The sequence below is a fragment of the Desulfacinum hydrothermale DSM 13146 genome, assembly GCF_900176285.1.
Classification (GTDB): Bacteria; Desulfobacterota; Syntrophobacteria; order Syntrophobacterales; family DSM-9756; genus Desulfacinum; species Desulfacinum hydrothermale.
In genome coordinates, this window is the sequence record NZ_FWXF01000003.1 from 20,852 (window position 1) to 44,667 (window position 23,816).

23 protein-coding genes and 2 tRNA genes are annotated in these 23,816 nt (G+C 61.2%); 16 read left to right on the forward strand and 9 right to left on the reverse strand.

Annotation, left to right across the window (positions count from 1 at the left end):
• The first annotated feature begins 7 nt into the window (after nucleotides 1–7).
• Nucleotides 8–83, forward strand: a tRNA-Val gene (locus B9A12_RS03875).
• Nucleotides 84–94: 11 nt separating this feature from the next.
• Nucleotides 95–171, forward strand: a tRNA-Asp gene (locus B9A12_RS03880).
• A 186-nt stretch (nucleotides 172–357) separates the two neighbouring features.
• Here the strand turns inward: B9A12_RS03880 and B9A12_RS03885 are convergent.
• Nucleotides 358–1,404: a hypothetical protein gene (locus tag B9A12_RS03885; protein WP_084056485.1), complete on the reverse strand. Its 1,047-nt coding sequence runs from the start codon at nucleotides 1,402–1,404 to the stop codon at nucleotides 358–360.
• A 340-nt stretch (nucleotides 1,405–1,744) separates the two neighbouring features.
• Here B9A12_RS03885 and B9A12_RS03890 point away from each other — a divergent pair, with 340 nt between their 5' ends.
• Nucleotides 1,745–2,065 carry a heavy metal-binding domain-containing protein gene (locus tag B9A12_RS03890; RefSeq protein WP_139796492.1) on the forward strand — a complete coding sequence of 107 codons (321 nt, stop codon included), beginning with the start codon at nucleotides 1,745–1,747 and terminating at the stop codon, nucleotides 2,063–2,065.
• Nucleotides 2,066–2,248: 183 nt separating this feature from the next.
• Here the strand turns inward: B9A12_RS03890 and B9A12_RS03895 are convergent, their stop codons facing one another.
• Nucleotides 2,249–3,577: an acetyl ornithine aminotransferase family protein gene (locus tag B9A12_RS03895; protein ID WP_084056489.1), complete on the reverse strand. Its 1,329-nt coding sequence runs from the start codon at nucleotides 3,575–3,577 to the stop codon at nucleotides 2,249–2,251.
• 417 nt (nucleotides 3,578–3,994) lie between these two features.
• Complete coding sequence (locus B9A12_RS03900; protein WP_084056491.1) at nucleotides 3,995–4,795, reverse strand: methyltetrahydrofolate cobalamin methyltransferase; 801 nt, start codon at nucleotides 4,793–4,795, stop codon at nucleotides 3,995–3,997.
• A 353-nt stretch (nucleotides 4,796–5,148) separates the two neighbouring features.
• On the opposite strand from B9A12_RS03900, the gene B9A12_RS03905 reads away from it, so the two are divergent.
• Complete coding sequence (locus tag B9A12_RS03905; protein WP_084056493.1) at nucleotides 5,149–6,756, forward strand: ASKHA domain-containing protein; 1,608 nt, start codon at nucleotides 5,149–5,151, stop codon at nucleotides 6,754–6,756.
• A 9-nt stretch (nucleotides 6,757–6,765) separates the two neighbouring features.
• Here the strand turns inward: B9A12_RS03905 and B9A12_RS03910 are convergent, their stop codons facing one another.
• The gene (locus B9A12_RS03910) at nucleotides 6,766–7,554 is read right to left on the reverse strand and encodes a DUF169 domain-containing protein (protein WP_084056495.1); all 789 of its coding nucleotides are present in this window, start codon (nucleotides 7,552–7,554) and stop codon (nucleotides 6,766–6,768) included.
• 364 nt (nucleotides 7,555–7,918) lie between these two features.
• On the opposite strand from B9A12_RS03910, the gene B9A12_RS03915 reads away from it, so the two are divergent.
• The gene (locus B9A12_RS03915) at nucleotides 7,919–8,332 is read left to right on the forward strand and encodes a DUF6508 domain-containing protein (RefSeq protein WP_084056497.1); all 414 of its coding nucleotides are present in this window, start codon (nucleotides 7,919–7,921) and stop codon (nucleotides 8,330–8,332) included.
• Here the strand turns inward: B9A12_RS03915 and aroC are convergent.
• Nucleotides 8,295–9,353 (reverse strand): chorismate synthase, encoded by a 1,059-nt coding sequence (aroC, locus tag B9A12_RS03920; protein WP_084056499.1) that lies wholly within the window; start codon nucleotides 9,351–9,353, stop codon nucleotides 8,295–8,297. The genes B9A12_RS03915 and aroC overlap by 38 nt on opposite strands.
• Nucleotides 9,354–9,586: 233 nt before the next feature.
• Between aroC and clpS the strand changes: the two genes are divergently transcribed.
• The 5 genes from clpS (at nucleotide 9,587) to cobO (ending at nucleotide 15,056) form a co-directional block, all read left to right on the forward strand.
• On the forward strand, nucleotides 9,587–9,901 hold the full coding sequence (clpS, locus tag B9A12_RS03925; RefSeq protein ID WP_084056501.1) for an ATP-dependent Clp protease adapter ClpS: 315 nt from the start codon (nucleotides 9,587–9,589) through the stop codon (nucleotides 9,899–9,901).
• A gap of 21 nt (nucleotides 9,902–9,922) precedes the next feature.
• Entirely contained in the window at nucleotides 9,923–12,220 is a 2,298-nt protein-coding gene (gene clpA / locus B9A12_RS03930) for an ATP-dependent Clp protease ATP-binding subunit ClpA (RefSeq protein ID WP_084056503.1), read from the forward strand.
• Between the two features lie 15 nt (nucleotides 12,221–12,235).
• The gene (gene aat / locus B9A12_RS03935) at nucleotides 12,236–12,910 is read left to right on the forward strand and encodes a leucyl/phenylalanyl-tRNA--protein transferase (protein WP_084056505.1); all 675 of its coding nucleotides are present in this window, start codon (nucleotides 12,236–12,238) and stop codon (nucleotides 12,908–12,910) included.
• A gap of 347 nt (nucleotides 12,911–13,257) precedes the next feature.
• The gene (locus B9A12_RS03940) at nucleotides 13,258–14,511 is read left to right on the forward strand and encodes an aspartate kinase (protein ID WP_084056507.1); all 1,254 of its coding nucleotides are present in this window, start codon (nucleotides 13,258–13,260) and stop codon (nucleotides 14,509–14,511) included.
• A gap of 20 nt (nucleotides 14,512–14,531) precedes the next feature.
• The gene (gene cobO, locus B9A12_RS03945; protein ID WP_084056509.1) at nucleotides 14,532–15,056 is read left to right on the forward strand and encodes a cob(I)yrinic acid a,c-diamide adenosyltransferase; all 525 of its coding nucleotides are present in this window, start codon (nucleotides 14,532–14,534) and stop codon (nucleotides 15,054–15,056) included.
• A 188-nt stretch (nucleotides 15,057–15,244) separates the two neighbouring features.
• Here cobO and B9A12_RS03950 read toward each other — a convergent pair whose 3' ends face one another.
• Nucleotides 15,245–16,027, reverse strand: coding sequence for an MBL fold metallo-hydrolase (locus B9A12_RS03950; RefSeq protein ID WP_084056512.1), 783 nt, complete (start codon nucleotides 16,025–16,027; stop codon nucleotides 15,245–15,247).
• A 254-nt stretch (nucleotides 16,028–16,281) separates the two neighbouring features.
• Between B9A12_RS03950 and efp the strand changes: the two genes are divergently transcribed.
• Nucleotides 16,282–16,863 carry an elongation factor P gene (efp, locus tag B9A12_RS03955; RefSeq protein ID WP_084056514.1) on the forward strand — a complete coding sequence of 194 codons (582 nt, stop codon included), beginning with the start codon at nucleotides 16,282–16,284 and terminating at the stop codon, nucleotides 16,861–16,863.
• Between the two features lie 8 nt (nucleotides 16,864–16,871).
• A complete protein-coding gene (epmA, locus tag B9A12_RS03960; RefSeq protein ID WP_212636823.1) occupies nucleotides 16,872–17,786 on the forward strand; it encodes an EF-P lysine aminoacylase EpmA in 915 nt (304 codons plus the stop codon).
• A gap of 90 nt (nucleotides 17,787–17,876) precedes the next feature.
• On the opposite strand, the gene amrB is transcribed toward epmA, so the two are convergent.
• Nucleotides 17,877–19,106 (reverse strand): AmmeMemoRadiSam system protein B, encoded by a 1,230-nt coding sequence (amrB, locus tag B9A12_RS03965; protein WP_170920325.1) that lies wholly within the window; start codon nucleotides 19,104–19,106, stop codon nucleotides 17,877–17,879.
• Between the two features lie 104 nt (nucleotides 19,107–19,210).
• Between amrB and B9A12_RS03970 the strand changes: the two genes are divergently transcribed.
• Genes B9A12_RS03970 through B9A12_RS03985 form a run of 4 tightly spaced genes read left to right on the forward strand, consistent with a single transcriptional unit; the run spans nucleotide 19,211 to nucleotide 22,633 of the window.
• Nucleotides 19,211–20,911, forward strand: a complete 1,701-nt coding sequence (locus tag B9A12_RS03970) for a tetratricopeptide repeat protein (RefSeq protein WP_084056520.1) — start codon at nucleotides 19,211–19,213, stop codon at nucleotides 20,909–20,911.
• Nucleotides 20,908–21,720, forward strand: a complete 813-nt coding sequence (locus B9A12_RS03975) for a LolA-like protein (protein ID WP_084056522.1) — start codon at nucleotides 20,908–20,910, stop codon at nucleotides 21,718–21,720. The genes B9A12_RS03970 and B9A12_RS03975 overlap by 4 nt, the downstream gene beginning before the upstream one ends.
• A 5-nt stretch (nucleotides 21,721–21,725) precedes the next feature.
• Nucleotides 21,726–22,226: a Mut7-C RNAse domain-containing protein gene (locus B9A12_RS03980; protein WP_281247897.1), complete on the forward strand. Its 501-nt coding sequence runs from the start codon at nucleotides 21,726–21,728 to the stop codon at nucleotides 22,224–22,226.
• Nucleotides 22,226–22,633, forward strand: coding sequence for a hypothetical protein (locus tag B9A12_RS03985; RefSeq protein ID WP_084056526.1), 408 nt, complete (start codon nucleotides 22,226–22,228; stop codon nucleotides 22,631–22,633). The genes B9A12_RS03980 and B9A12_RS03985 overlap by 1 nt, the downstream gene beginning before the upstream one ends.
• 150 nt (nucleotides 22,634–22,783) lie before the next feature.
• Here B9A12_RS03985 and B9A12_RS03990 read toward each other — a convergent pair whose 3' ends face one another.
• Together B9A12_RS03990 and B9A12_RS03995 are read right to left on the reverse strand one after the other, a co-directional pair.
• Nucleotides 22,784–23,284 carry a MogA/MoaB family molybdenum cofactor biosynthesis protein gene (locus B9A12_RS03990; RefSeq protein WP_084056528.1) on the reverse strand — a complete coding sequence of 167 codons (501 nt, stop codon included), beginning with the start codon at nucleotides 23,282–23,284 and terminating at the stop codon, nucleotides 22,784–22,786.
• Nucleotides 23,285–23,348: 64 nt separating this feature from the next.
• The gene (locus B9A12_RS03995) at nucleotides 23,349–23,795 is read right to left on the reverse strand and encodes a hypothetical protein (RefSeq protein ID WP_084056530.1); all 447 of its coding nucleotides are present in this window, start codon (nucleotides 23,793–23,795) and stop codon (nucleotides 23,349–23,351) included.
• Nucleotides 23,796–23,816 lie beyond the last annotated feature (21 nt).

Sequence of the window (23,816 nt, forward strand, 5' to 3'; positions counted from 1 at the left end):
GCGCGAAGGGCGGATAGCTCAGTTGGGAGAGCATCGGCCTTACAAGCCGGGGGTCACAGGTTCGAGCCCTGTTCCGCCCACCAGAATTACCCACGGGGACGTAGTTAAGATGGTTATAACGCCGGCCTGTCACGCCGGAGGCCGCCGGTTCAAGTCCGGTCGTCCCCGCCAGAAGACAAAGGGCCCAGCCAATGGCTGGGCCCTTTTGATTTGGTCCTTTTTCCTCTCCACGGCTCTGATTCCCATCTGATCCTTGACGGAAGGCCGGCTGCGTGGGCCGTGGCGGCTCGTCCATCCCCGGGAAAAGGTGCGCCAAGCGCCCCTCCCGCCTACCGAAGGCACGGGCGTAGCCGCCCGTCACGGGAAATGACGCCGCATGTGTTCCGCCAGGGATTCCGGGCGCATGATCATGATTTCATTCTTCAGGAGCTTTTGGAAGTAGTAGTCGTCCGTGCGGTAGTGGGGCGTCACGTTCTGACGATTGACGATCCGAAGGACGCTGGCGAAGGAACCGTCTTTTTCGCCCAGCGGGCCGCTGTAGCAAGAAAAATTGAACGTGGAGTAGCCCAGGGAGTGGTAACCGTCCAGCACGTGAGCCAAACCGCAAGCCATGGCCTGCACGTCTTCTTCCGTCCAGGCCAGAAAGGTGGGCACGGCGGGAATCACCGCCAGGATTTCGTTCACCCCCATGGGGGAATAGGCGGCGATCCAGTGGATCCGGCCGATCCGGCCGATGTGTCGGTCCTTGCCGTCCCGCTCCGCCTCCACCAGATCGTCCCAGTAGCACCTGCCGGTGCGTTCCCGGTAGCTTCGGGAGGCATCCAGCAAAAGCCGGTGATGCGTGCCCGGCTGCGTGCTTCCCAGGATCTGCAGGTGGGGGTGCACCACGCTGGCCCCCGCTGGAAAGAGGTAATTGGCGTTGATGGTGAAATGGCGCACCTCCGGCGTCTTTTCGGCACACGCACGCACGAAATCCAGCGCCACCGCCAGGGCGTCGGTGAGGAGTTTTTCACCAAACTGGTTCAGGTGTCGATGATGGCGTTCCCCGACCATCACCACCGCATGGTAGGCGGAAAGGGGAAAGAGATTGGGAAAGAGAACGACTTCACCCCGAACGAGCCGCCCGCCCGGCACCAGATCTTCCGGGTAGGCGGGCGTCCGGGTGCGCCATCTGCCGTCGCAAAGAAAGCACGCGTCGCGGCTTTGCGCGATCCGTTCTTCCAGGTAGGCCATGTCCGTCGGAGGAAAGAGAATGGACGCCTTTCCTTCCAGGGCCGGATTGTAGATGCTTTGGTGTCCCGTGAGCGGGTCCCGGCGCACTTCGATGACCTGCTCGTCCAACTGACCCTCTCGAAGGGGGCTGTGAAAACGTGCAATCTCGGTCCAGGACGTCCACTGCAGCATGCCACGTCACTCCTTTCTGGGCGCACCCCAAGTCGTTTCTGTCTCACTCGCTTTCGGATTCGCTTCATGGACCGGCTGGTGCCGTCCTTGCCCTTGCCATCCGGTGGGCTATTGTCATTATCGGCTTGATTATCACAGAATCGGCTGGGAATATAGAAAGGTGGCGGGTCCGATCAGATCCAAACCCCGCCGCGGCGCCTCCGGCGCGGGCACCGCGCGGAGAAGATCGAGGTAACGGAAACCCTCAGCCGGAGATAGCTCCGGCGCCCATCATCCCATCCACTTTTCGGCCAGGGTGCCCTACTTGAGCAAAGCGCCCTCGGGAAAGGAGACGGCCATGATCATGCTCACCACCACACCCACCATCGAAGGACGAAAGATCACCCACTACCACGGTATCGTGACGGGCGAGGCCATCATGGGAGCCAACGTTTTCCGAGACTTTTTTGCCAGCATCCGCGACATCGTGGGCGGCCGGTCTGCCGCTTACGAAAAGGAACTGGAAAAGGCGCGGCGGATCGCCATGGAGGAGATGAGCGAACGGGCACGGGACCTGGGAGCCAACGCGGTGGTGGGCATCGACATCGACTACGAGACCGTCGGCTCCCAAGGCAGCATGCTCATGGTAAGTGTCAGCGGAACGGCGGTGACGGTCCAATGACTGCCACCGAGTCCGCTCATCTGGGCGCCCTTTCCCTGCATGCCGGTGGTCTGGGTTCGGCAGGGTGAACGAGGCAACCTCCGAAAAGCCCCCGGTTTTACGAGGACTTCCCCGCCTGCGCAGGGGAAGTGGCGCATGCAGATGGGAACCAGCCGAGACGCACCGGGGCTGGAGGACATCTTTTCAGGGGTAGACCACCTCCCGCAAGGCTTCTTCGAAGATCTGCAAGCAAAGATCCACCTGCTCGGCGGTCACGGTGAGGGGCGGAGCAAATCGGACCGTATTCAGGCCGCAGCCCAATAGCAGCAAGCCCTTTTCGAAGGCGCGCCGCACCAGGGCGTTTCGCCACTGGCCGGCCCGCTCTTTGGTTTCTCGATCCTTGACCAGTTCCACGCCCACCATGAGGCCCTTGCCGCGCACATCGCCCATGCACTCGTGGGACCGCTGCATCGTTCGTAAGCCCTCCAGCAGCCGTTCCCCTTGCACCCGGGCGTTCTCCATGAGCTCCTTGCTCACAAGATCCAACGTGACCAGGGCGGCGCTGCACGAAACCGGGTTACCTCCGAAGGTGGACGCGTGCGAACCCGCCTCCCAGTCCATGATGTCCGCGCGAGCCACCATGGCTCCCAGGGGCAACCCCGAAGCGATTCCTTTGGCGAGAGCCAGGATGTCCGGCACCACGCCGTAGTGCTCCATGGCGAACATTTTGCCCGTACGCCCGATACCGGTCTGCACCTCGTCGGCCACATAGAGGATGCCGTACTTGTGGGCGATGTCGCGAAGCTTTCTGTGGAATTCCGGCGGCGGCACGATGTAGCCCCCTTCGCCTTGGATCGGCTCCACGAAGATGGCCGCCACCTCCTCCGGCGGCACGGTGGTGCGAAAAAGCGTGTCTTCCACCCACTGTACGCACTGGATCTCGCACGTGGGGTACGTGAGATTGTACGGGCATCGGTAGCAATAGGCGTAGGGGATGTGCGTGATGCCCGGCACGAAGGGGTTGTAGTGCTTTTTCTGGATGGTCTTGCTGGCGGTCAGCGACAACGCTCCCATGGTCCGGCCGTGGAAGGCTCCGAAAAAGGCGATGTTCAGCTCCCTGCGTGTATGCCAACGAGCGAGCTTGAAGGCTGCCTCCACCGCCTCGGCCCCCGAATTGCCGAAATAGACCCGGTAAGGTTCCTGGGAAGAGACCAACGCCGCCAGCCTTTCAGCCAGCTCGATCTGGGGTGTGTAATAGAAGTCCGTTCCGGACATGTGCAGGAGCTTTTCACTCTGCCGTCGGATCGCTTCCACCACCTTGGGATGGCAATGGCCGGTGGCGCATACGGCAATACCGGATGTGAAATCCAGGTACACATTGCCATCCACGTCTTCGATCCAAAGACCCTGGCCTCGCTCCACCACCAGGGGATAGTCGCGGGTGTACGACGGCGACACCACGTGGGCGTCCCGCTCGATGTGCGCCTTAGCCTTGGGACCCGGTGGTGGCGTTTTGATCAAAGGTCGCTCCACGCCATGTCCTCCTTTTCTCGCCGTGAAGGGGCAACCGTCTCATGCGAACGGCAGCCAAGCGCCATACAACTCCCCAAATCAAGTCCGTGATGGCATGAAGCGCGGGACAGGGGATGCCGGACATGTGGCTCAGCTGGTCTCGATTCAAGAGCCCTTCGGGCATGAGGCTCAAGTATGCCGTCACGGCCTATTGCAGCAAGTTCAGAGGGGGGGCGAACCAGGTCGCCTCGCCACAGCCCCCATGCGGGTGCCCATAACCACACCGATTTTACGGGTACCAGCCGTTCAACCGCTTGTCAACGCCGGGAAACCGCCCACAATGGCCCTCCCTGAAGCTCAAGGCCGCTTCCCCCGAAAGCTGGGCCCAAAATCCTATGAACCGTTTCCCCAATGACCTGTCGCAGGTCTTGCCATCACTCACTTGAGATCAAATTGACCAGCCCGGTGGGCCTTCAGGTAGTTCATGCAGTACTCATCCCGACCGGCCAGGGCTTCGGCGGCCACGATGCCGGCCATCATGCGCCGATCCAAGGGATTGAGAATGGCGGCGTCCAGGCCACGAGCGATGGCCATCACCATGAAGGTTTGGTTGAGAAACGGGCGATTGGGGAGTCCGAAGGAGACATTGGAAAGCCCGCAGATGGTGTGGATGCCGTCGGTCCCGGTCATGATCCCTTCCACGGCCCTTAAGAACTCCATGCCGAAGTCCTTGTTCACCGAAACAGGTTGGACCAAGGGATCCACGTAGATGTTTTCCGGCCTCACATTGTTTTGAAGCAGCCTGTTGACCAGTTTGTCCGCGTTGGCCAGGCGTGCCCCCGCCGTTTCCGGCATGCCCTCGTCGCTCATGCACAGGGCGATGACCTTGAAGTCCGTTCCCGCAATGAGAGGCATCAGCTTGTCGTAACGTTCTTTTTCCAGGGAGATGGAATTGATCATGGGCGTTCCCCGGTGAACGGACAATGCCTGTTCGATGGCTTCCGGATCCGGACTGTCGATGCAGCAAGGGGCCTCCACTTCCTGCTGCACAGTAGAAACAAGCCACTTCAGGTAGTCCCCTTCTTGGCCCACGAAGACCCCAGCATTCACATCGATGTAGTGGGCACCGGCATCCAACTGGTTCCGTGCCACCTGTCGAATAGCCGTCTCGTCCCGGGTTTCGATCTGTTTGGAAATGGCTTTCCGGCTGGCGTTGATGAGTTCCCCCACAATGAGCATGGCCCTCTCCCCCTTGTTCCGTTTTCCTGGGTTTGCCCTTTCTGCAACAGGCAGCGTTTTCTCAAAAGACCCGCCGCGAGAGCTTCAAAAGCAATACTCCTTCGGAGAGGTGTCGAGCAAGTCACAATTTTTCAGCCCTTCCTTGAGGCATTCTTCGGATGCCTGCGCAATGGGAGATCCCAACGGATTGGCTGGCGCCTTCCAAGCCCCTTCTCGCGGCACGATGGAATGGATGCCCGTCTAAATGCACCCACACTCATAGAGTGTGCGATGCCAGCTGCCACTTGACCTACCGGACAACCAGTGGTGTATGAACCCGAAGAATTGGCGAAGAACATTCGAAGGAGGCCTTCATGGGACCCCAGAGCACCAAACCGAACGGAGCGCCGTGTACCATCCACGTGGAGGGGGAACATCGGTCCGTACGGGCTCGGACTGGAGAAACGTTGCTTCTCGCCCTGGCCCGAAATGGGATTTTTTTGCGCTCGGACTGCGGAGGCAAAGGGGTTTGCCGACAGTGCACCGTGCAAGATACCGACACGGGCGAGCGGATGCCCGCCTGCCAGGTGACGGTGACGGAAGACCTGTCCGTGCGCATTCCATCCGCCGCCCGCCGCGCTCTGGAAGTGATTCGCAAGCCCGATTTGGAAAGGGCGGCGAAACAGCTCCTGCGCTCCCGGGCAGGGCGGGTTTCACCCCGCGAGCGCTGGGGAGCGGCCGTGGACGTGGGCACCACCACCCTCGCCGTCTATTTGTCCGATCGCGTTGAAGGCCGTGTGCTCGCATCCACCAGCTTGCGCAATCCCCAGTTCCTTTTCGGGGACGACGTGATGGCCCGTATCAGCGCCGTGGATCAAAACCCGGCGGTCCTGGGCGAAATGCAGGCGATGGTCCTGGACGCCGTGGCCATGGCCCTCACATCCCTGGCTGCTTCCGTCCAACTGGACCCGAGCAATCTATGTCAGATTACGGTGGTGGGAAACCCCACCATGATCCACATCTTCTGGGGGGTGGATCCCACGCCTCTGGGCCGGCATCCGTACGAACCGGCCTTCCGGGATCTGCGCACTGATAGGGCCTCTCTTCTGGGCTGGGATTCCTTTGCAAAAACCCGGGTAACCACCCTGCCCTTGCTTTCCGGCTTTCTGGGGGCCGACACGGTGGCCTGCGCTTTGGCCCTCGATTTGCTCCACTCGGCCGAAGGGACCCTCCTGGTGGATGTGGGAACCAACGGAGAACTGCTCTTGAAGGCGGGGACGCAGCTCTTGGGCACTTCTTGCGCCACCGGCCCCGCTTTGGAAGGCGCGGCCATCGGCCATGGCATGCCCGCCGTTTCCGGCGCCGTCCGTCATGTGGAGATGAACCCTGACGCCACGCTCAGATGGGAGGTTATCCGCCGTGATGACGGTCCGGACCCCAAACCTCTGGGCATCTGCGGTTCCGGAGTATTGAGCGCCGTTGCCGCCTTGTATTCATCCGGCATTGTTCAAAAAGACGGGCGGATTGACATCTCCAAGGCCCCCCACAGAATCCTTCTGGACCACAAGGGTATCCCTTCCGTGATCCTCGTGGACGGCTCCCACACGGCCTTGGGCACTCCCATTCTTTTCACGCAGAAGGACGTGCGCGCCGTCCAACTGGCCAAAGCGGCCCTGCGCACGGGCATCGATCTCCTGTGCCGCAAGGCGGGCATCCACGCGCCTTCGCTCATCCATCTGGCGGGCACCTTTGGAAGCCATCTGGGACCAAAGGACGCCATTACCATCGGCATGCTGCCTCCGGTGGGGACCGAAAAGGTGCGGGCGGCGGGCAATGCGGCAGGCCTGGGCGCCTTGCTGGCCCTGGTGGACCCGGACAGCGTGGAAGAACTGGATCGTCTAGCCGCCTCCACCCGCGTGGTGGAACTGGCGAGCCACCCGGACTTCCAGGAGACTTTCGTCTCGTCGTTGGCGTTTCCCTAGCCCAAGGGCCTAATCGAAAAGCCCCAAGCGCTTGGCCACCTCCTGATAGTGTTCTGGATAGACGGGCTGGAAGTTCTGGTAGAACGTGACCGGATAGCGGGCTCCGATGCGCCGTCCCGCTTCATCCAATCCCTGAACCAAGTCGGCCAGGAGGCGAACCGGCAACGCCACCACCAGTTCGTCGTCCTGGGTCATGGAAAAGATCCGATCCCCCATGCCGGGGATGGACACCCGCGGTTCATCGTGCCGGTGGGCCGCATACAGGGTCTGCACACATTCCACCTTGCCCCCGAAGGCTCCCTGAACGACTCCGCCTGTTCGCCACGTCAATGCTTGGACCAGCCGCATGGCTTGTGCCGGATTGCAGTAGATCACCACGCACTGGGGTTCCTTCCGGGCCTTAGCCAAAGGCGACAGGAGGATCCCCTCCACTTCGCCCGCCTGAGGAAGCCCCATGGACGCCACCTGGTCGGCCGCCGTACCTTCATCCTCGGCGAAACCCACCGTGGCGAAAAGGCCCTGGAGCTCGGACGCCCCGTCTTGGGCCCCGCTCCACCCCCAGGCGATCATGGCCGGCACGCACACCACATCGTCCCGAGTCACCCCCACAGTCCAGCCGTACAGTCTGGCCATGGTGATGGCCTGGCAGATGGCCACCCGTTTGTGAAGATGCGTTCCAGGTCGCCGTGTCTTTTCCGGAAAGGACTCTCCCTCGGCCAAAAAGGAGACGGCCAGGGGAAAAGATCGCGGTCGGATGGCTTCCATGATTTTGGCCTGCGCTTGTTGGTAATCGGTCATGTTTCCCTCCGCGTCTTCACTTGGGGTTCACGCACTTGTGCACCAGGGGCGCCCCACCCGTCCTCCGATGAAGCAAAAGACGGAGAAAGGCCCTACTCCTCTTCCAAAGCCATTCGCTAAGCGGCCGTCACGATCCTTCGGTGACGACCAACGAACAAAACACGCCCATGGCATGCGGCGCAGCGAAGGGGCGGAGGCCCCGCGGCATGGAAGCACTGAGAAAACTTCAAGGGAATTCGTTCGCCGTTGTCCTTGCATCGGACGGAGAGCTTGTGTAAGAAGCGGGCTTGCCTTTTCCCAAGGCTGCGGTGAATGCTCCCATGGAACCGACGGATGAATAACCTGCAAAGGACGGAACGCTCTCATGGAATCGAAACCGAAGACGCATGCGCCCGTGGAAGAGCTGGTGGCCTATCTACCCAAGCTGCAATCCCTGGAAGGCCGTTATGTGGAACAGTGGAATCCGCCCTATTACGCCACCCCTGCCTACCATCCCTTGGTGGAGGAATTCTTCTACCGAGTGGCCCGGACGTGCCCGCCCGACGAGGCCCTGGATCCTCACCGGGCGGAACGGGACTTGCATGATCCCCAGGTGCTCCACAAGGCCGATCTGGGCACCCTTCGCTCCCTTCTTGGCTGGTGCGCCCGCAGCGAGCAAGGCCGTCCTGGGATCTGGGAACAACTCCTCCAAAACGGTGTCCTCTTTTCTCTTCTGCAGCGGTTGCGGGCCGTGGCCCAATCTAACGGCAACGGCGCCCGGGGAAGGGATGGAGCATAAAGTCGGCCAAGGTGATGAGCACCATGGCTTCACAGACGGGCACGATTCGCGGAATGGCCGCGATGTCGTGCCGCCCCCCGATGCGCAGGCACGTTTCCTTCCCATCCCGGGTGACGGTTCGCTGCTCCTTGGCGATGGACGGGATGGGTTTGACGGCCGCTCGAACCACCAGGTCCATGCCCGAAGAGATGCCGCCCAGCACGCCGCCCGCATTGTTGGAGGCGTAGCCGTCGGCGGTGGGGGTGTCGTTGTTTTCGCTCCCGAGCATGCACGCCGAGGCAAACCCGGCGCCGATCTCCACCCCTTTCACGGCGCCAATGGACATGAGGGCCGCGGCCAGGCGCGCATCCAGCTTGTCGAAGACCGGCTCCCCCAGGCCGGGCGGACAGCCCACCGCGTTCACTTGGACGATCCCGCCCAGCGTATCGCCCTGGGCTCGGACCTCCTGGAGCTGCTTTTCCATGGCCCGGGCCGCCTCCGGGTCCGGGCAGAAGAGGGGGTTTTCCGCCGCCGCCTCCCAATCATGGACCCGGCAGGTCACGTCCCCTAGGGCCACGGTGCCGGCAAAGACGCGAATGCCTTCTTGGCTGAGGAATTTTCGGGCCACGGCCCCTGCGGCAACCCGCGCCACGGTCTCCCGCCCTGAACTGCGGCCGCCACCCCGCCAGTCCCGCACGCCGTATTTCTGCTCATAGGTCCGATCAGCGTGTCCCGGCCGATAGACGTCCTTGAGGGCCTCGTAATCGCGGCTTCGCACGTCTTTATTGAAAATCACCAAGCTGATGGGCGTCCCCGTGGTCACTCCCTCAAAGACGCCGGAAAGGATGCGCACCTCGTCCGGTTCCCGTCGGGCCGTGGTCAGTTTCTTTCCCGGCCGGCGCCGTTCCAGATCCTTTTGAATGTCTTCTTCCGATAGAGGAATCCCCGGCGGACAGCCGTCGATCACGGCTCCCAGGGCCGGTCCGTGGGATTCACCCCAGGTCATCACGCGAAAGAGACGACCAAAGCTGTTTCCAGACATACCCTTCTCCGCAATCCACATGAGAACACTGATTGACGGGGTGCGCGCGGCACTCCGCCCTCGAGCCCAGCCCCTGCGCGCTTTACCTTCTCAGCGGTCCCTCACACCCCACCTTCCTTGACTCCAGCGCGCGGCGCGTTATCTTTGACCATGACCAAACCCTCCTTTCCAACCATAGTGCAAACGCGATATATGGTGAAGAAAGAAGAAGGCACTTGGAGGAGGCTTCACGTATGAGCGAACATCGGCCCGACACACGGGAAGACCTGGAAAGCCATGTGGAGGAGGATCTTCAGGAACCACCCCTATTCAAGGTTCTCCTCCACAATGACGACTATACTACCATGGAGTTTGTGGTGGAGATCCTGGAAAAGGTGTTCCACAAGTCCACCGCGGAGGCGACCCAGATCATGCTCAACGTTCATCGAAACGGCATCGGAGTTTGCGGCGTCTATCCCGAAGAGGTCGCCGAGACCAAGGTGGAGATGGTGCACCATCTGGCGAGAAAAAACGGCTTCCCCCTCAAGTGCACCATGGAGGAAGCCTAATGGAGGCACGAAGGAGCCTGCATGATCAGTAGAGAGTTGGAGATGGCATTTTCGGCGGCTGTGCGGGAGGCCAAAGCGCGCCGCCACGAATTTTTCACCCTGGAGCACATCCTCTATGCCCTTCTCCACGACAGCACCGGAAGCGAGATCCTTTTTCACTGCGGAGCGGACATCGACGGGCTGAAGGAACAACTGGAAGAATTCTTCGACAAGCGCCTGGAGAAGCTTCCCGACGACGTGGAACGGGACCCCGTTCAGACCCTGGCGGTCCAGCGCGTGCTGCAGCGGGCCATTTTGCATGTGCAGGGGGCCGAAAAGCAGCAGGTGGACGCGGGGGATATCCTGGCCGCCATGTTCCACGAGGAGAATTCCCACGCGGTCTATTTTCTCAAGCTCCAGGGCGTCAGCCGCCTGGATGTGTTGGAATACATCAGCCACCGGGTGTCCAAGGTGGGCGACTACCCGGGCGAGAGGCCTGACGAGCCGGGCGCCGGCCTGGCCCCTCGCCCACAGAAAGGGCCCCGGAAGGCGTCTGCACTGGAAAAATTCACCGTGAACTTGGTGGAAAAGGCGGCCCAGGGTCTCATCGACCCCCTCATCGGCAGGGAGATGGAAATCCTTCGCACCCTGCAGGTGCTGGGACGTCGCACCAAGAACAACCCCATCTTCGTGGGCGACCCGGGAGTGGGCAAGACGGCCATCGCCGAAGGGCTGGCCCTGAAGATCCACCGGGGGGAGGTGCCCGACGGATTCAAGGACGTGGCCATCTTCGCCCTCGATATGGGGGCGCTTCTGGCCGGCACCAAGTTCCGGGGCGACTTTGAGGCTCGACTCAAGGCCGTGATCAACGAGCTCAAGGAAAAACCGGGCGCCATTCTCTTTATCGACGAAATCCACACGGTGGTGGGAGCTGGCGCCACCAGCGGCGGCTCCATGGATGCGTCCAACATCCTCAAGCCCGTCCTGGCCTCGGGCGGTCTGCGCTGCATCGGGTCCACCACCTACGAGGAGTACAAGAACCACTTTGAAAAGGACCGGGCCCTCAGTCGCCGGTTTCAGAAGATCGAAATCAGCGAACCCACCGTGGAGGAGACGGTGCAGATCCTGCACGGACTGCGCAGCTACTACGAAGAACACCACGGGATCAAGTACACCGCGGCGGCGCTCAAAGCGGCGGCGGAGCTTTCCGCCCGCCATATCAATGACCGGTATCTTCCCGACAAGGCCATCGATGTGATCGATGAGGCCGGGGCCAGCCTGCGGCTCAAAAGCCACCAGCGGGTGCGCCGGGTGGTCCACCCCAAGGATATCGAAGAGGTGGTGGCCCGCATGGCCAAAATACCCGCCCGCACCGTCTCTTCGTCCGATCAGCTACGCCTGAAAAACCTGGAAGACGAGGTGCGCCGGAAGGTCTTCGGGCAAGACGAGGCCATCAAGGCCCTCGCCACCGCCATCAAGCGTTCCCGCGCCGGGCTCCGGGCGCCCGAACGCCCCATCGGCTCCTTTCTTCTCATCGGCCCCACCGGTGTGGGCAAGACGGAAGTGGCCAAGCAGCTGGCCGCCACCCTGGGCGTGCACTTCCTGCGCTTCGACATGAGCGAATACATGGAAAAACACGCCGTCGCGCGCCTTATCGGGGCGCCCCCGGGCTACATTGGATTCGACCAGGGCGGGCTTCTCACGGACGCCATCCGAAAGCATCCCTACTGCGTCCTCTTGATGGACGAGATCGAAAAGGCCCATCCGGACCTGTTCAGCATCCTGCTCCAGGTGATGGACTATGCCACCCTGACCGACAACAACGGCAAGAAGGCCGACTTTCGAAACGTCATCCTGCTCATGACGTCCAACGCGGGCGCCCGAGAGATGAGCAGCCCGTCCATCGGTTTTGGAAAGGAAAAGGGAAGCGACGAACGGGTCGCCAAGGGCATGAAGGCGGTGGAAAAGCTCTTCAGCCCGGAATTTCGAAATCGCCTGGACGGCATCATTGCCTTTCACGGGCTGGATTTGTCCATCATGGAACGGGTGGTGGACAAGTTCCTGGACGAGCTCCAGATGCAGCTGGTGGAAAAGAAGATCACTCTGGAGCTGGGTGAGGCGGCGAGGGCATGGCTCGCCGAGAAGGGCTACGATCCGGCGTTCGGCGCCCGCCCGCTGGCCCGGGTCATCCAAACCGAGATCAAGGACCCGTTGGCCGAAGAGATCCTCTTCGGCCGCCTCAAGAACGGCGGCCACGTGCGCATCCTCCGGCCCGAAGAGCTCACCGGGAATGCCGCCGTCCAGACGGACAATCTGGCCTTTGTCTTTGACGGGGAGTGAACGGCGACGGGAACCATGCCGATCTTCAGCCTCAGCAAAGACATCGCCTTCCCGCCTCCGGAGCTGGCAGAACCCGACGGGCTGCTGGCTCTGGGAGGCGATCTGAGCCCCCGACGACTGGTGCTGGCCTACCGCATGGGGATCTTTCCCTGGTATGCCAAGGACACCCCCATCCTGTGGTGGTCGCCGGACCCGCGCCTCGTCCTCTTTGTGGACGAACTGCACATCTCCCACAGCCTGCGCCGGGTTCTCAAAAAGAAACGGTTCCACGTCACTTTCAACCGTGCCTTTGCGCGCGTCATCGATGCCTGCGCCCGGGTGCGCATCGAACAAGGCGAAGACACCTGGCTGGTTCCGGAAATGATCGAAGCCTACCGCCGACTCCACGAGCTGGGATATGCCCATAGTGTGGAAACCTGGCTGGAAGATCGCCTGGTGGGCGGTCTCTACGGTGTGGCCATCGGCCGCGTCTTTTTCGGCGAATCCATGTTCAGCATCGTTTCCGACGCCTCCAAGGTGGCCCTGGTGCACTTGGCCCGGCGCATGGCCCAGTGCGGCTATGAGCTCATCGATTGCCAAGTGACCACCAAGCACCTGAAACGCTTCGGCGCCCGGGAGATCCCCCGCAGCCGGTTCCTGCGCCTCCTGGACCGTCTCACCGCCCAACCCGCCTCCCCCTTCTGGACCTAGAAGGCTTTCTACACTGGCCTTCCGGCCGTTTTGGGGATTTGCCAACCAGTTGAATTCACACGGTGCGATGGGGCCTTTTGGGAGTTTTCGGACAGCCTTGTGGGGGCGGGTTCGGACCCCCCCGACTGCTGAAACGCCAGGCCCACGGCACGGCCCCGTCTGCTTGCCCCGCCTTCCGTCCCCACAGGAAGGGAGCCACCTGGGCCGTTCTCGGACTCCCTCCTGGGCTCTCAGGGACTGCCTCCTGAGATGACAATGCCCCTTTCACGCGATTATGGGCTGTGCTAGAAGTAGCAGTTCGTTCACACGCAAAGTGCCCATGGAATGGACCAGGAGGATAAGAGGAAATGGCTTTGGTTGTCCAAAAGTACGGCGGAACGTCGGTGGCGGACGTGGATCGCATTCGCAACGTGGCCAAGCGGGTCATCGAGCGTCGCAAGGCCGGTGATGACCTGGTGGTGGTGTTGTCCGCCCGCGCCGGAGACACGGATCACCTCCTTGAGCTGGCGCACCAAATGAGTCCTCAACCGGATCCCAGGGAATTGGACGTGCTGCTCGCCACGGGCGAGCAGGTCACCATCGCGCTCTTCAGCATGGCCGTCAAAGACCTGGGTTTTGAAGCCGTGTCCATGACCGGCTATCAGGCCGGGATCATCACGGATCATCACCACGGACACGCCCGCATCAGCTGGATCGAAACCCTCCCGGTGAAGGAAAAACTCAAGGAAGGTAAGATCGTCGTGGTGGCCGGCTTCCAGGGCTACGACGATGAAGGCAACATCACCACCCTGGGCCGGGGCGGCTCAGACACCACCGCCGTGGCCCTGGCGGCGTCCCTGAAGGCCGATGCTTGTGAAATCTACACGGACGTGGAAGGCGTTTACACCACGGATCCCAACGTCTACTCCAAGGCCCGAAAGCTCCGAAAGATCAGCTACGAAGAGATGCTGGAGATGGCCAGTATGGGGGCCAAGGTTCTTCACATCCGGTCCGTGGAATTTGGCATGAAGTACAACGTGCCCATCTGGGTACGCTCTTCCTTTACCGACGATCCAGGAACCCTCGTAACCGCGGAGGATCCCGATATGGAAAAAGTGGTGGTATCTGGTGTCACCTACAGCAAGAACGAAGCACGCGTGACCGTAACCGACGTACCCGACCTGCCGGGCATGGCTTTCAAGATCTTTGAACCCATCGCCCACGCCGGGATCAACGTGGACATGATCATTCAGGGAAGCAGCGGCGTGCCGGGTCGGGCCAACATCTCCTTCACGGTGCCCAAGGCCGATTACGAACAGACGCTGGCCCTGGCGGAAAAGGCGACTAAGGAGATCGGCGCGGGTCCCGTGCATGGCACCCCCCACATCGCCAAGATCTCGGTGATCGGCGTGGGCATGCGCAGCCATACCGGAGTGGCCAGCCTCATGTTCGACTGCCTCGCCAAGGAAAACATCAACATTCACATGATCAGCACCTCGGAGATTAAGATCTCCTGCGTGATCGATGAAAAATATACGGAGCTGGCCGTTCGGGTCCTCCATGATGCCTTCGAGCTCCACAAGGACCCCAACGGAGGCATCCGGATCGCGGAAGAAACCTAAGGGGAAGGGAGGAACCCCTCGTGAGCCCCAACGGCCTCTTTCTCGTCTTTACGGGCGAAGGGAAGGGTAAGACCACGGCGGCCCTGGGCCAGGCCCTCCGGGCCGCCGGCCACGGCATGCGGGTACTCATCCTGCAATTCATCAAGGGATCATGGCATTATGGAGAGTTGGAAGCCGTCAAGCGCCTTCCCACGGTAACCCTGGAGCCCTTGGGCCGGGGATTCACCTGGAAGAAGGAAAGCCTGGAAGAGGACCGCCGGCTGGCCCAAAGGGGCTGGGAAAAGGCCCGCCAGGCCCTCCTTTCCGGAAGTCACGACCTCATCATCCTGGACGAACTCAACAATGTGCTTGCCTACGGCCTTTTGGACGTGCATCGGGTCGTGGACGACATCCGCCGGCGTCGGCCTTCCTGTCACGTGGTGGCCACCGGCCGAGGCGCCCCGCGGGAGTTGGTTCGGGAAGCCGATTGTGTCACGGAAATGATTGCCGTCAAGCATCACTACCACACCCAGGGAGTGCGAGCTCAGAAGGGTATCGAATTTTGAACCCACGGGGACTTTAAGCCCTGCCCTGGGATCAAGGGGCGCGCGATGTTCGTCGTGCGGAGTGCACGTTTGGGATGGCACACATCGCCGCCTGTGGCGGGCCCACCGGCCGTGCTGGGGCACACCGCCGCTCAAGAGCCTGCCCGGAAATGGCTCCCCGGATCAACGTGCCGGGAATTTTCCATCCCCTAGCTTTCCTCACCCAGTTCCAGCACGTCGCCGTCTTCTGGTATCATCACGGGCGTCCGGGCCGCGGCGCCCACCACCTCCTGAATCCGCTTCCACTGACCGTGCCTCACATCCCGCTGGATATGGACCAGGGCCAGCCTTTGCACCTGGGCCGATTCCGACCACTCCAGACATCCCTGAACGGTGCCGTGCCCCGGTACCGTCTCGCCGTCGTCCACCACAAAGGCTTCATGGACCGCCAGATCGCATCTTCGGGCCAGTCGCGTCGTTTCTACGGTGGGGCGCCCGTCACCACTGTAAAAGAGACTTCCCTCCGGGGCCTCCAAACGCAGACTCAGATTCGGCTGGCCGTGTTCGCTGGGGGCCGTCCTCCACCACAGTCCGCCCCATTCCACGTCCGCTCCCGGCTCCAGGGTCACCTCCTCCACGGGAAACTGCAGACGCCCCCAGAAACCGGGATAGGCCAGTTCCATGGCCTCCCGAACGATGCGCCCGCCTCCAGGGCGACTCATGATCGCCAGCGGTTTGGAGCGCCGGCCCTCCCAGAAACGCAGAAGCACAAGGGGCAGGCCCAGGAAGTGGTCGCCGTGAAAGTGGGAAATCCACACCGCATCCAGGGAATCCGGATCCGTTTCCCAGGCAAAGTACCGGTGAGCCGACGAAAATCCACAGTCCAGAAGCATCTTCCTCCGGTCACGCCCCACCGCGGCCTCCACCAGGAGGCTCGTGTTGAAATGCCTCTCGTCACAGGCTTCTCCCACCCCCAGAAAGACGATCCTCATGGCTGTCCCCCGTTCATTAAACCTGACTTATCCCGCTGGTTCGCGTCTTGACCCATTGCTGAATCAGTCTGTATTATGCGGGCACTTCGTGCAAGCAAAAGAGCATAGACCCCTCCATCACAGAAGGACCCCACAACCACGTTCGAACGCCGTGAGGAACTGAGGGGCCATGGGCAATAGGGGGTGGGTGGCAAGCGCCGGTGCCGTACGCCTTGCACCTACGACGGACGTTCATTGGAAAGAAAGGATGAAACATGGGTGCCACTCTGACCGCAAGCGACCTGCGAAAGGGGCTCAAGCTGGAAATCGACGGGGAGCCCTATATCATCGTGGACTTTGAATTCTCCAAGCCAGGCAAGGGCCAAGCGCTTTACCGGTGCCGGCTGAAGAACATGATCACCGGCGTTCAGTTCGACCGCACCTATCGCTCCGGCGACAAGTTCTCGGCGGCCGATCTGGAAGAGCAAGAGATGGAATATCTCTACAAGGACGGCACGCAGTATCACTTCATGAACACCAGCACCTATGAGCAGGTGGAATTGAGCGAGGAAGCCGTGGGCGATGCCAAGAACTTCCTCACGGAAAACCTGACGGTGGACATGCTCTTTTTCAAGGGCTCCCCCATCGGGATTTCTCTTCCCAATTTCGTGGAATTGAAAGTCACCCGGTCGGATCCGGGCGTGAAGGGAGACACAGCCTCCGGTGCCACCAAGCCGGCCGTTCTGGAAACGGGCTACCAGATCCAGGTGCCGCTCTTCATTGAAGAAGGTGACGTGCTCAAGCTCGACACACGCACCGGCACCTATGTGGAGCGGGTCAAAACCGCCGGTTCATGATGGCACCCATGGAATTGGCCGCCAAACGCCCCTATCTGGAGATGAGGAGCCGCATCCTCCATGGATTGCGGCTCTTTTTTACAAGCCGGGGATTCCTGGAGGTGCAAACCCCGGTGCGCACTCCGGCCCCCGCCCCCGAACTCCACATCGATCCGCTGGAATCCGAAGGCTGGTATCTCAACACCAGCCCCGAGCTCTACATGAAGCGCCTGCTGGCCGCTGGCTACGAAAAGATCTTCCAGATGGGTCCCGTCTTTCGCAAAGGCGAACGCGGCTCAAGGCATCATCCCGAATTCACCCTTCTGGAATGGTATCGGGCCGGAGCGGACTACACCGCTCTCAAGGATGACTGCCGCCATCTGTTGCGATTCCTCTGTCGGGAGTTGGGACTCTTTCCCCATTTTACTTTCAGGGGAAACCGCCTGAGGGTTGACGGCCCGTGGCAGGATGTCACCGTCCGCCAGGCCTTTACCCGCTATGCGGGCTGGGATCCGGTGGAAGCGGACGACCCGGATCGGTTCGATCTGGACCTGGTGGAACAGGTAGAGCCCCACTTGGGCTTCCCCACTCCGACCTTTCTCAGCGACTATCCCCGGCGCGAGGCCGCTCTGGCACGCATCAAGGCGTCGGATCCCAGCGTCGCCGAACGTTTCGAACTCTATTGGGCGGGAATTGAATTGGCCAACGGCTTTTCCGAACTCACCGACCGGCACGAACAGAAAGATCGGTTTCTCCAAACCCTGCACCAGCGCAGGAAAATGGGCCTCGCCACCCCTCCCCTACCCCGGCGATTTCTGGAAAGCCTGGATCACCTCGATCAGGCCGCCGGCATTGCCCTGGGTGTGGACCGCCTGGTCATGGTGCTCACCGACGCTCCCGACCTGGACCACGTGGTGGCCTTTGCGCCGGACCATGAACCGTGATCCGTGAATCGATGGGAGTTTCGAGGGCCGGGGGCCTCTCGGCCTTTGCGCCGCCCCACGACGCGGCTCAGACCTCTCCGATCCCGGGATTTAGGCATACTCCTCGAAAAAGGCCATGGCGGCGTATGTGACAAAGGATCCTTGGGGATCCACCACGGCATGGGCGTGGTCCAGGATCCTTCCGGTCGCTCTGCCCGCAAGCACCCTGGATAGCACATACAACGGTGCCACACCGCACACCTTGCGGGCATTGTTTTCGCCAACAATCTCATCCATGAAGGCATGGGCGTCACACCGACTCAGGGCATCCAGCAGAGCGCGGTCGCGGGCCATGTGTTGGCGGATAGTGCCCTCCGAGGGGGTTATGGAATCCCCGTAACGCGGGCCCACGTGTGCCAGATCCACGCTGGCGATGAGTCCCACCGGGTAGTCGCTTTGTCGGATCACGACGCGCAAGGCGTCGCAAAAGTCGTCGATGGCCGATCTTTTATCCTTCCACTCCTCCAACCCAAATGAACACAGCACCGGAACGATGCGGGCGGTCGGTTGGGTGTGGGCCAGGAAAACAGCCTGGAACTCGATGGTGTGCTCCAATCGATGGTTGTATTCTCCGGCCAGCACGTCCATGGGGGCGCTCTGGATCAGCCGTTGGCCCAGCTGCTTGTCGCACGCCACGACACCCAAGGGGGTTTCGAAGTCCTTGAGGGTCACGGCGAACCAGTTGTCCACCGGCTCATGGCCGGTGCCCAGGACCACCCAGGCGGCGGGCGGTTCGCTCTGCCTGAGGCAACGGTAGGCGTGGGCAAAGGTGGGTCCTCCGGCCCGTATGTCGATGTGCGGGGCCACGAGGGCGCAGAGCCGGCCCGGCATTTCCGATCCGGCTTGTGACCGGTGCGTTTTTGAAGACTCGATGCCGGAGAAAAAACCCTCCAGCAGTCTTTTCAGGTCGCCGGGTTCCTCCGGATAGCTCTTTCCCGCGTGATGGGCCCGTCGCACGGGATCTTGTCGAAATTGGGCCACCGTCTGCGCCACGTGCTGGATGTAGCGCTGGTTTTCCAGAAAAAGATTCTCGTCCAGAACCCGAACGATCTCCTCCAGCTGTTCACTGAAGAGAAGCTCACCCGTCTCGCGGAAGATTTCCGCCTGCACGTCCCGCAGGGTGCGACTGCCATCGAGCAACGCCAACACCCGACCTACCGCGGGCGCAAACAAGACGGTCTTTTCCGAATAGCCCAGACGGTCGCGCAGCAGCAGGTAGGGTTTTCCCTGGTGTTGCACATAATGAGCTTCCAGTCCGTAGCGCAGTTTCACATATTCCATGGATTCAGCCCCGCCGTTGACGGTCCTAGGCAAATGTGTTAGTTCACAACGTCCATGGCCACCAGCCGCTCTCTCCATTTGGCTTACAAGCAAGAGGAAGGTCCATGTCCAACATCCAACGCGCGTGTGCTGTCTTTCTCCTGATGATGCTGTTGGCAGGGTGCGCAGGCAGGGCCACGAGGTTGCCCGGCCAGGCACTGCCCGCCCCCGTCTCCCCGCTGGCCGAAGCCCACGCTTCCTATCTGTTAGCGCAACACTACCTGCGGGTCAATCAACCTGAGCGCGCCATGGAGGCCTACGAGAAGGCCTTGGAATTGGATCCTCAGGCAGCTCTGCTCATGGTGGACCTGGCGGCCCTCTATGTGCGCCAAGGCAGGGTGGAAAAGGCTCTGGATCTGGCGGAGAAGGCGGCCCGGGTGGAACCGGACAACGAAGCGGCCTACGTTCTCCTGGGGCGACTGTACGCGGGAACCGGGCAGAAAGACAAGGCCATCGAAGCTTACCGGCGAGTGCTGGAGCTGAATCCGTCCAACCAGGACGCCTATCTCCTCCTGGGGACCCTTTACGCCCAGGAGGGCCGTTTCAGTGAAGCGCTTCAGATCCTGGATCGCCTCCGCACGATCCTTCCTGACAACCCTCTGGCGGCCTACTACAAGGCTCGCATTTTCCTGGATATGAAGTTCTACGACCAAGCGGAGGCCGCCTACCGCGAGGTCTTGCGACTCAATCCCACCTTCGAACGGGCGCTGCTGGACTTGGCCTATCTTTACGAGAATACGGACCGCTTTCAGAAGGCCGAACAGACCTATTTGCAGATCCTTTCCTTCCATCCCATGAGCAAGGTGGCTCAGACCCGGTTGGGCAACCTGTACATGCGCCAAAAGCTGTATCAAAAGGCGCTGGAGCAGTTCCAAGCCCTGGCCCAGCGCAATGCGGGTGATATCGAGAGTCGCCTCAAGATCGGGATCATCCATCTGCAGCAGCGCCGTTACCAGGAGGCCATCCAAGACTTCACGGCCCTTCTCAAAGACAAGCCTGAATACGACCAGGCCCTCTACTATCTGGCCACCACCTACGAGGAAAAGGGCGCGCGATCGGATCTGGAACAGGCCGTGGTCAACCTCCGCCTCATCCCCAAGACCAGCCCCTTGTGGAACAGCGCCCAGATGCGCCTGGCGATCCTCTTTTCCAAGATGGACGATCACCGTTCCGGCATTCAATGCCTGGAAGACGCTATCAAGGAACACCCGGATGTGGCCGATTTTTATGTCTATCTGGCCTATCTCTACGAGGATACCAAGGATTACCCCAAGGCCTTGGACGCCTTGAACCGGGGTCTGGAAGTGAGCGAGCGGAACACACAACTGCTCTTCCGCAAAGGGGTGGTCCTGGACAAACTGGACCGGAAAAAGGAAGCGATCCAGGTCATGCAATCCATCCTGGAATTGGAGCCCGACCATGCCGGCGCCCTCAACTACATCGGATACACCTACGCGGACCAGGGCATCCGGCTGAAAGAGGCCCAAGATCTCATTGAGCGGGCCCTGCAGAGCGAACCCGACGACGGCTACATCCTGGACAGTCTGGCATGGGTCTATTACCGCATGGGCCGTTACAAGGAAGCCCTGCGGACCATCCAAAAGGCGTTGGACCGCGTTCCGGACGATCCCATCATTTTGGAGCATTTGGGAGACATTCAGGCCGCCTTGGGGAATCGACGGGAAGCCCGCAAGGCCTACGAAAAGGCACTGGAGCACGGCCACGAAAAGCCCGAGAGCATACGGGCCAAGTTGAAGGCGCTGTGAAGATTGCCTCTGAACGCCCCCGCAAGCGCCACCACGTTTTCGCCTGTCTTCTGGCGGTGATGGTCCTGGGAGCCGCCTGCGCCCCCCGACCGACCCTGGGGCCCGTGCGCGGGCCGTCACAATTTTCAACCTGGAAGGCGCAGATCCAAGATCGGCTCGCAGCGTTCCAGGCCTTTCAAGCGGTGTACAAGGTCCGTCTCGTGGAGCCGCAAGGACGCACCTGGCATGCCAAGGCCGTGGTGACCGTCCATCTTCCGGACCAGGCTCGGCTGGAGGTTTTGGGGCCCATGAACCGAACCCAGGGTGTCCTCCTTGCCTCCAGAACGATGACGTCCCTGTGGATCCTATCGGATGGAACGGTCTACACGGCGGACGACAGCGCGCTGTTGCTTGGTCGCCTCGTGGGCGTGGAGGTGCCGGTGGATCTGCTCGCTTCCCTTCTCATCGGATGCCCGCCCGAAGGTGACCTGAAAGCTTCCGGGGCCACCGCCCGATCCGATGGGGCATGGATCCACACCGTTAAGGATCCAGGCAAAGCCTTTCAAAGGACTTACCATATCCGTAAAGAGAGCGGTCTATTGGAGAGGGTTATCCTTTCGAGTCCAGATGGAAAGAACGCGGTGGCCACGCTCCACCACGACCCCCACGCCCCCTATCCCCTGGTTCCCGATGCCCTCTCCTTCACCGCTCCACGGAGTGACGTGCGACTGACCCGCCGCGCGTTCAAACCCTTGGATTCCGTGGACCCGGCCCTTTTCGGCCTTCCGCCGGCCGCCCAGACGGCCAAGCGGGTCCACCTGCACCGATGAATGAGATGGGTGGGTTATCCAGCAGACCGCGCTTATTTTTGGTTGATAGCATGCTGGGAAGGATGGCAAAATGGCTAAGAATTCTCGGCTTCGACGCGGTCTGCCGGCGGGTAGACACCTTGGCCGACCTGGAGCACCACCGAGCCCAAGGGCGTCTCGTGGTCACGCGCAACACGCGATGGAAGCAGCGGCCGGGGGTCTTCTTCATTACGGCCGACGAAACGCCGGAGCAGGTGCGTGAGCTTGTGACGGAATTGGGAATCGGGCCCGAGGAAGTCCGGCTGTTCTCGCGTTGTCTGCGTTGCAATGCACCCTTGCAGACTGTACCCAAGGCGTCCGTGGCACACCAGGTCCCGGACTACGTTTATGAGACAGTGGATCTTTTCTCGCGCTGTCCCGCCTGTTCGGGCATCTACTGGCGCGGGTCCCATTCCGAAAGAATGGCCAAGCAATTGGAGCGCATGACAGGTTGGATGGTTGAAACCATGACACAAAGGAGGACGTGATGGGGGGACTCATGGACAAAGTGATGCAGCTGGTGAAAAGGCTTGGCTATCTGGCCATGGAGTATGTTCTGGTGGTTTTTTACTGGAAGATGCGTTTCCTCAAAGTGCAGATGAAACGCTTTTCGGTCGCCAAGGCACAAAAACATCTGGAAAAGGCCTATAGCGGCCTGGGTGCCGTGGTCTACGGCATGCTCCGTGAGGGCAGCGACTCCATCCAGGAAGATCCCGCCGTGGGCACCCAAATGAAAAACGTTCAGGAAGCAGAAGAACAAGTGAAGGAAGTGGACCGCCAGATTCAGGCCATTCACGACGAGTTCGCGGCCAAGCGCCAGGAACTGAAGGAAAAGTATCAGGCCAAGCGCACTCCCGCGGAGCAGGCCCCCTCGGAAGCCGAAGAAGAAGAATAGGGTTTTACTGTAAAGATTCATCCGGTGGCCGCCGAGAAGGCACCGGGATGCCCCACTGAAAACCCCACAACGGCCCGGAAGATTTCGCCTTCCGGGCCGTTTTTCTTGTCTTCGCCGCGCCAAGGCGGACGTACGGTCAGGGGTCTTTGCTCATGCCTGGGCGCAGTCGCTGGGATCTCCCTGGATCTTGGCCAGTGCGTGCGGCAGGGCCGGCAAAATGGCCTCCACGTTCTCCACAGCCCCCTTGGGACTTCCCGGAAGATTGACCAGCAGGCTTCGCCCCCGGATCCCCACCACAGCCCGGGAGATCATGGCATGTGGCGTTTTCTTGAGGCTTTCCAAACGCATGACTTCCGCCATGCCCGGAACCAGGCGCTCACACACCTCCTGAGTCGCCTCGGGCGTCACATCCCGAGGAGCCACCCCCGTCCCTCCCGTGGTGAGCACCAGCGCGACCGCCCTCCCATCCACCGCCTCCATCAGGGCTGCCTTGATACGCTCGGGCTCATCCGGCACCACGGCACTCCACACCAGCTCAAAGCCGGCATCTTCCATCCGCCGGCGAAGGGCCTCTCCGGAAGCGTCCTCCCGCAGCCCCTGGCTCGCCTTGTCGCTGACCGTGACGATGGCCATGGTCTTCACACATTCCATGGGGCGCCCTCCATCCCGTAACCCGTCCGGAATCGATCTTCCACAGGAATCTCCGATATTTCCATCATGCCTGCTTCTGGGAAAGTTTGCGCTTGGCGGCCTGAACCACCACACTGGATACGGCCTTGCTTTTGGAAAGAAGTTTCAAGTCCTGTACCAGCAGGGTGTTGACCAGCTTGACGGCGATTCCCACAGGCGTCTTGGGATTTTTCACCAGTGCCAGCCGGATCGGATACAGCTTGATCCACTCACGGTTCGCGGCAATCTTTCGCAGCACATCCTCCGTCACACTGCGCGAATTGGCATAGGCGGCCACCTCCGACGTGGTGACCTTGGGGTTGTCCAGGACGGCGAGCTGCACCACCCGGTTCGAATCCTGCATGAGCAGGGTCCTGGCTTCCTTGGCGCCGAACATGGCCAACCGGATCCGCTCCGGCACTGTCATCTGTTGAATCTGGACAGACAAGGGAGCCCGATCCCGCTTTCCTGTCTTTGGATCCTTGTCTTCCATGGAAACTCCCTGCCAAGGTTT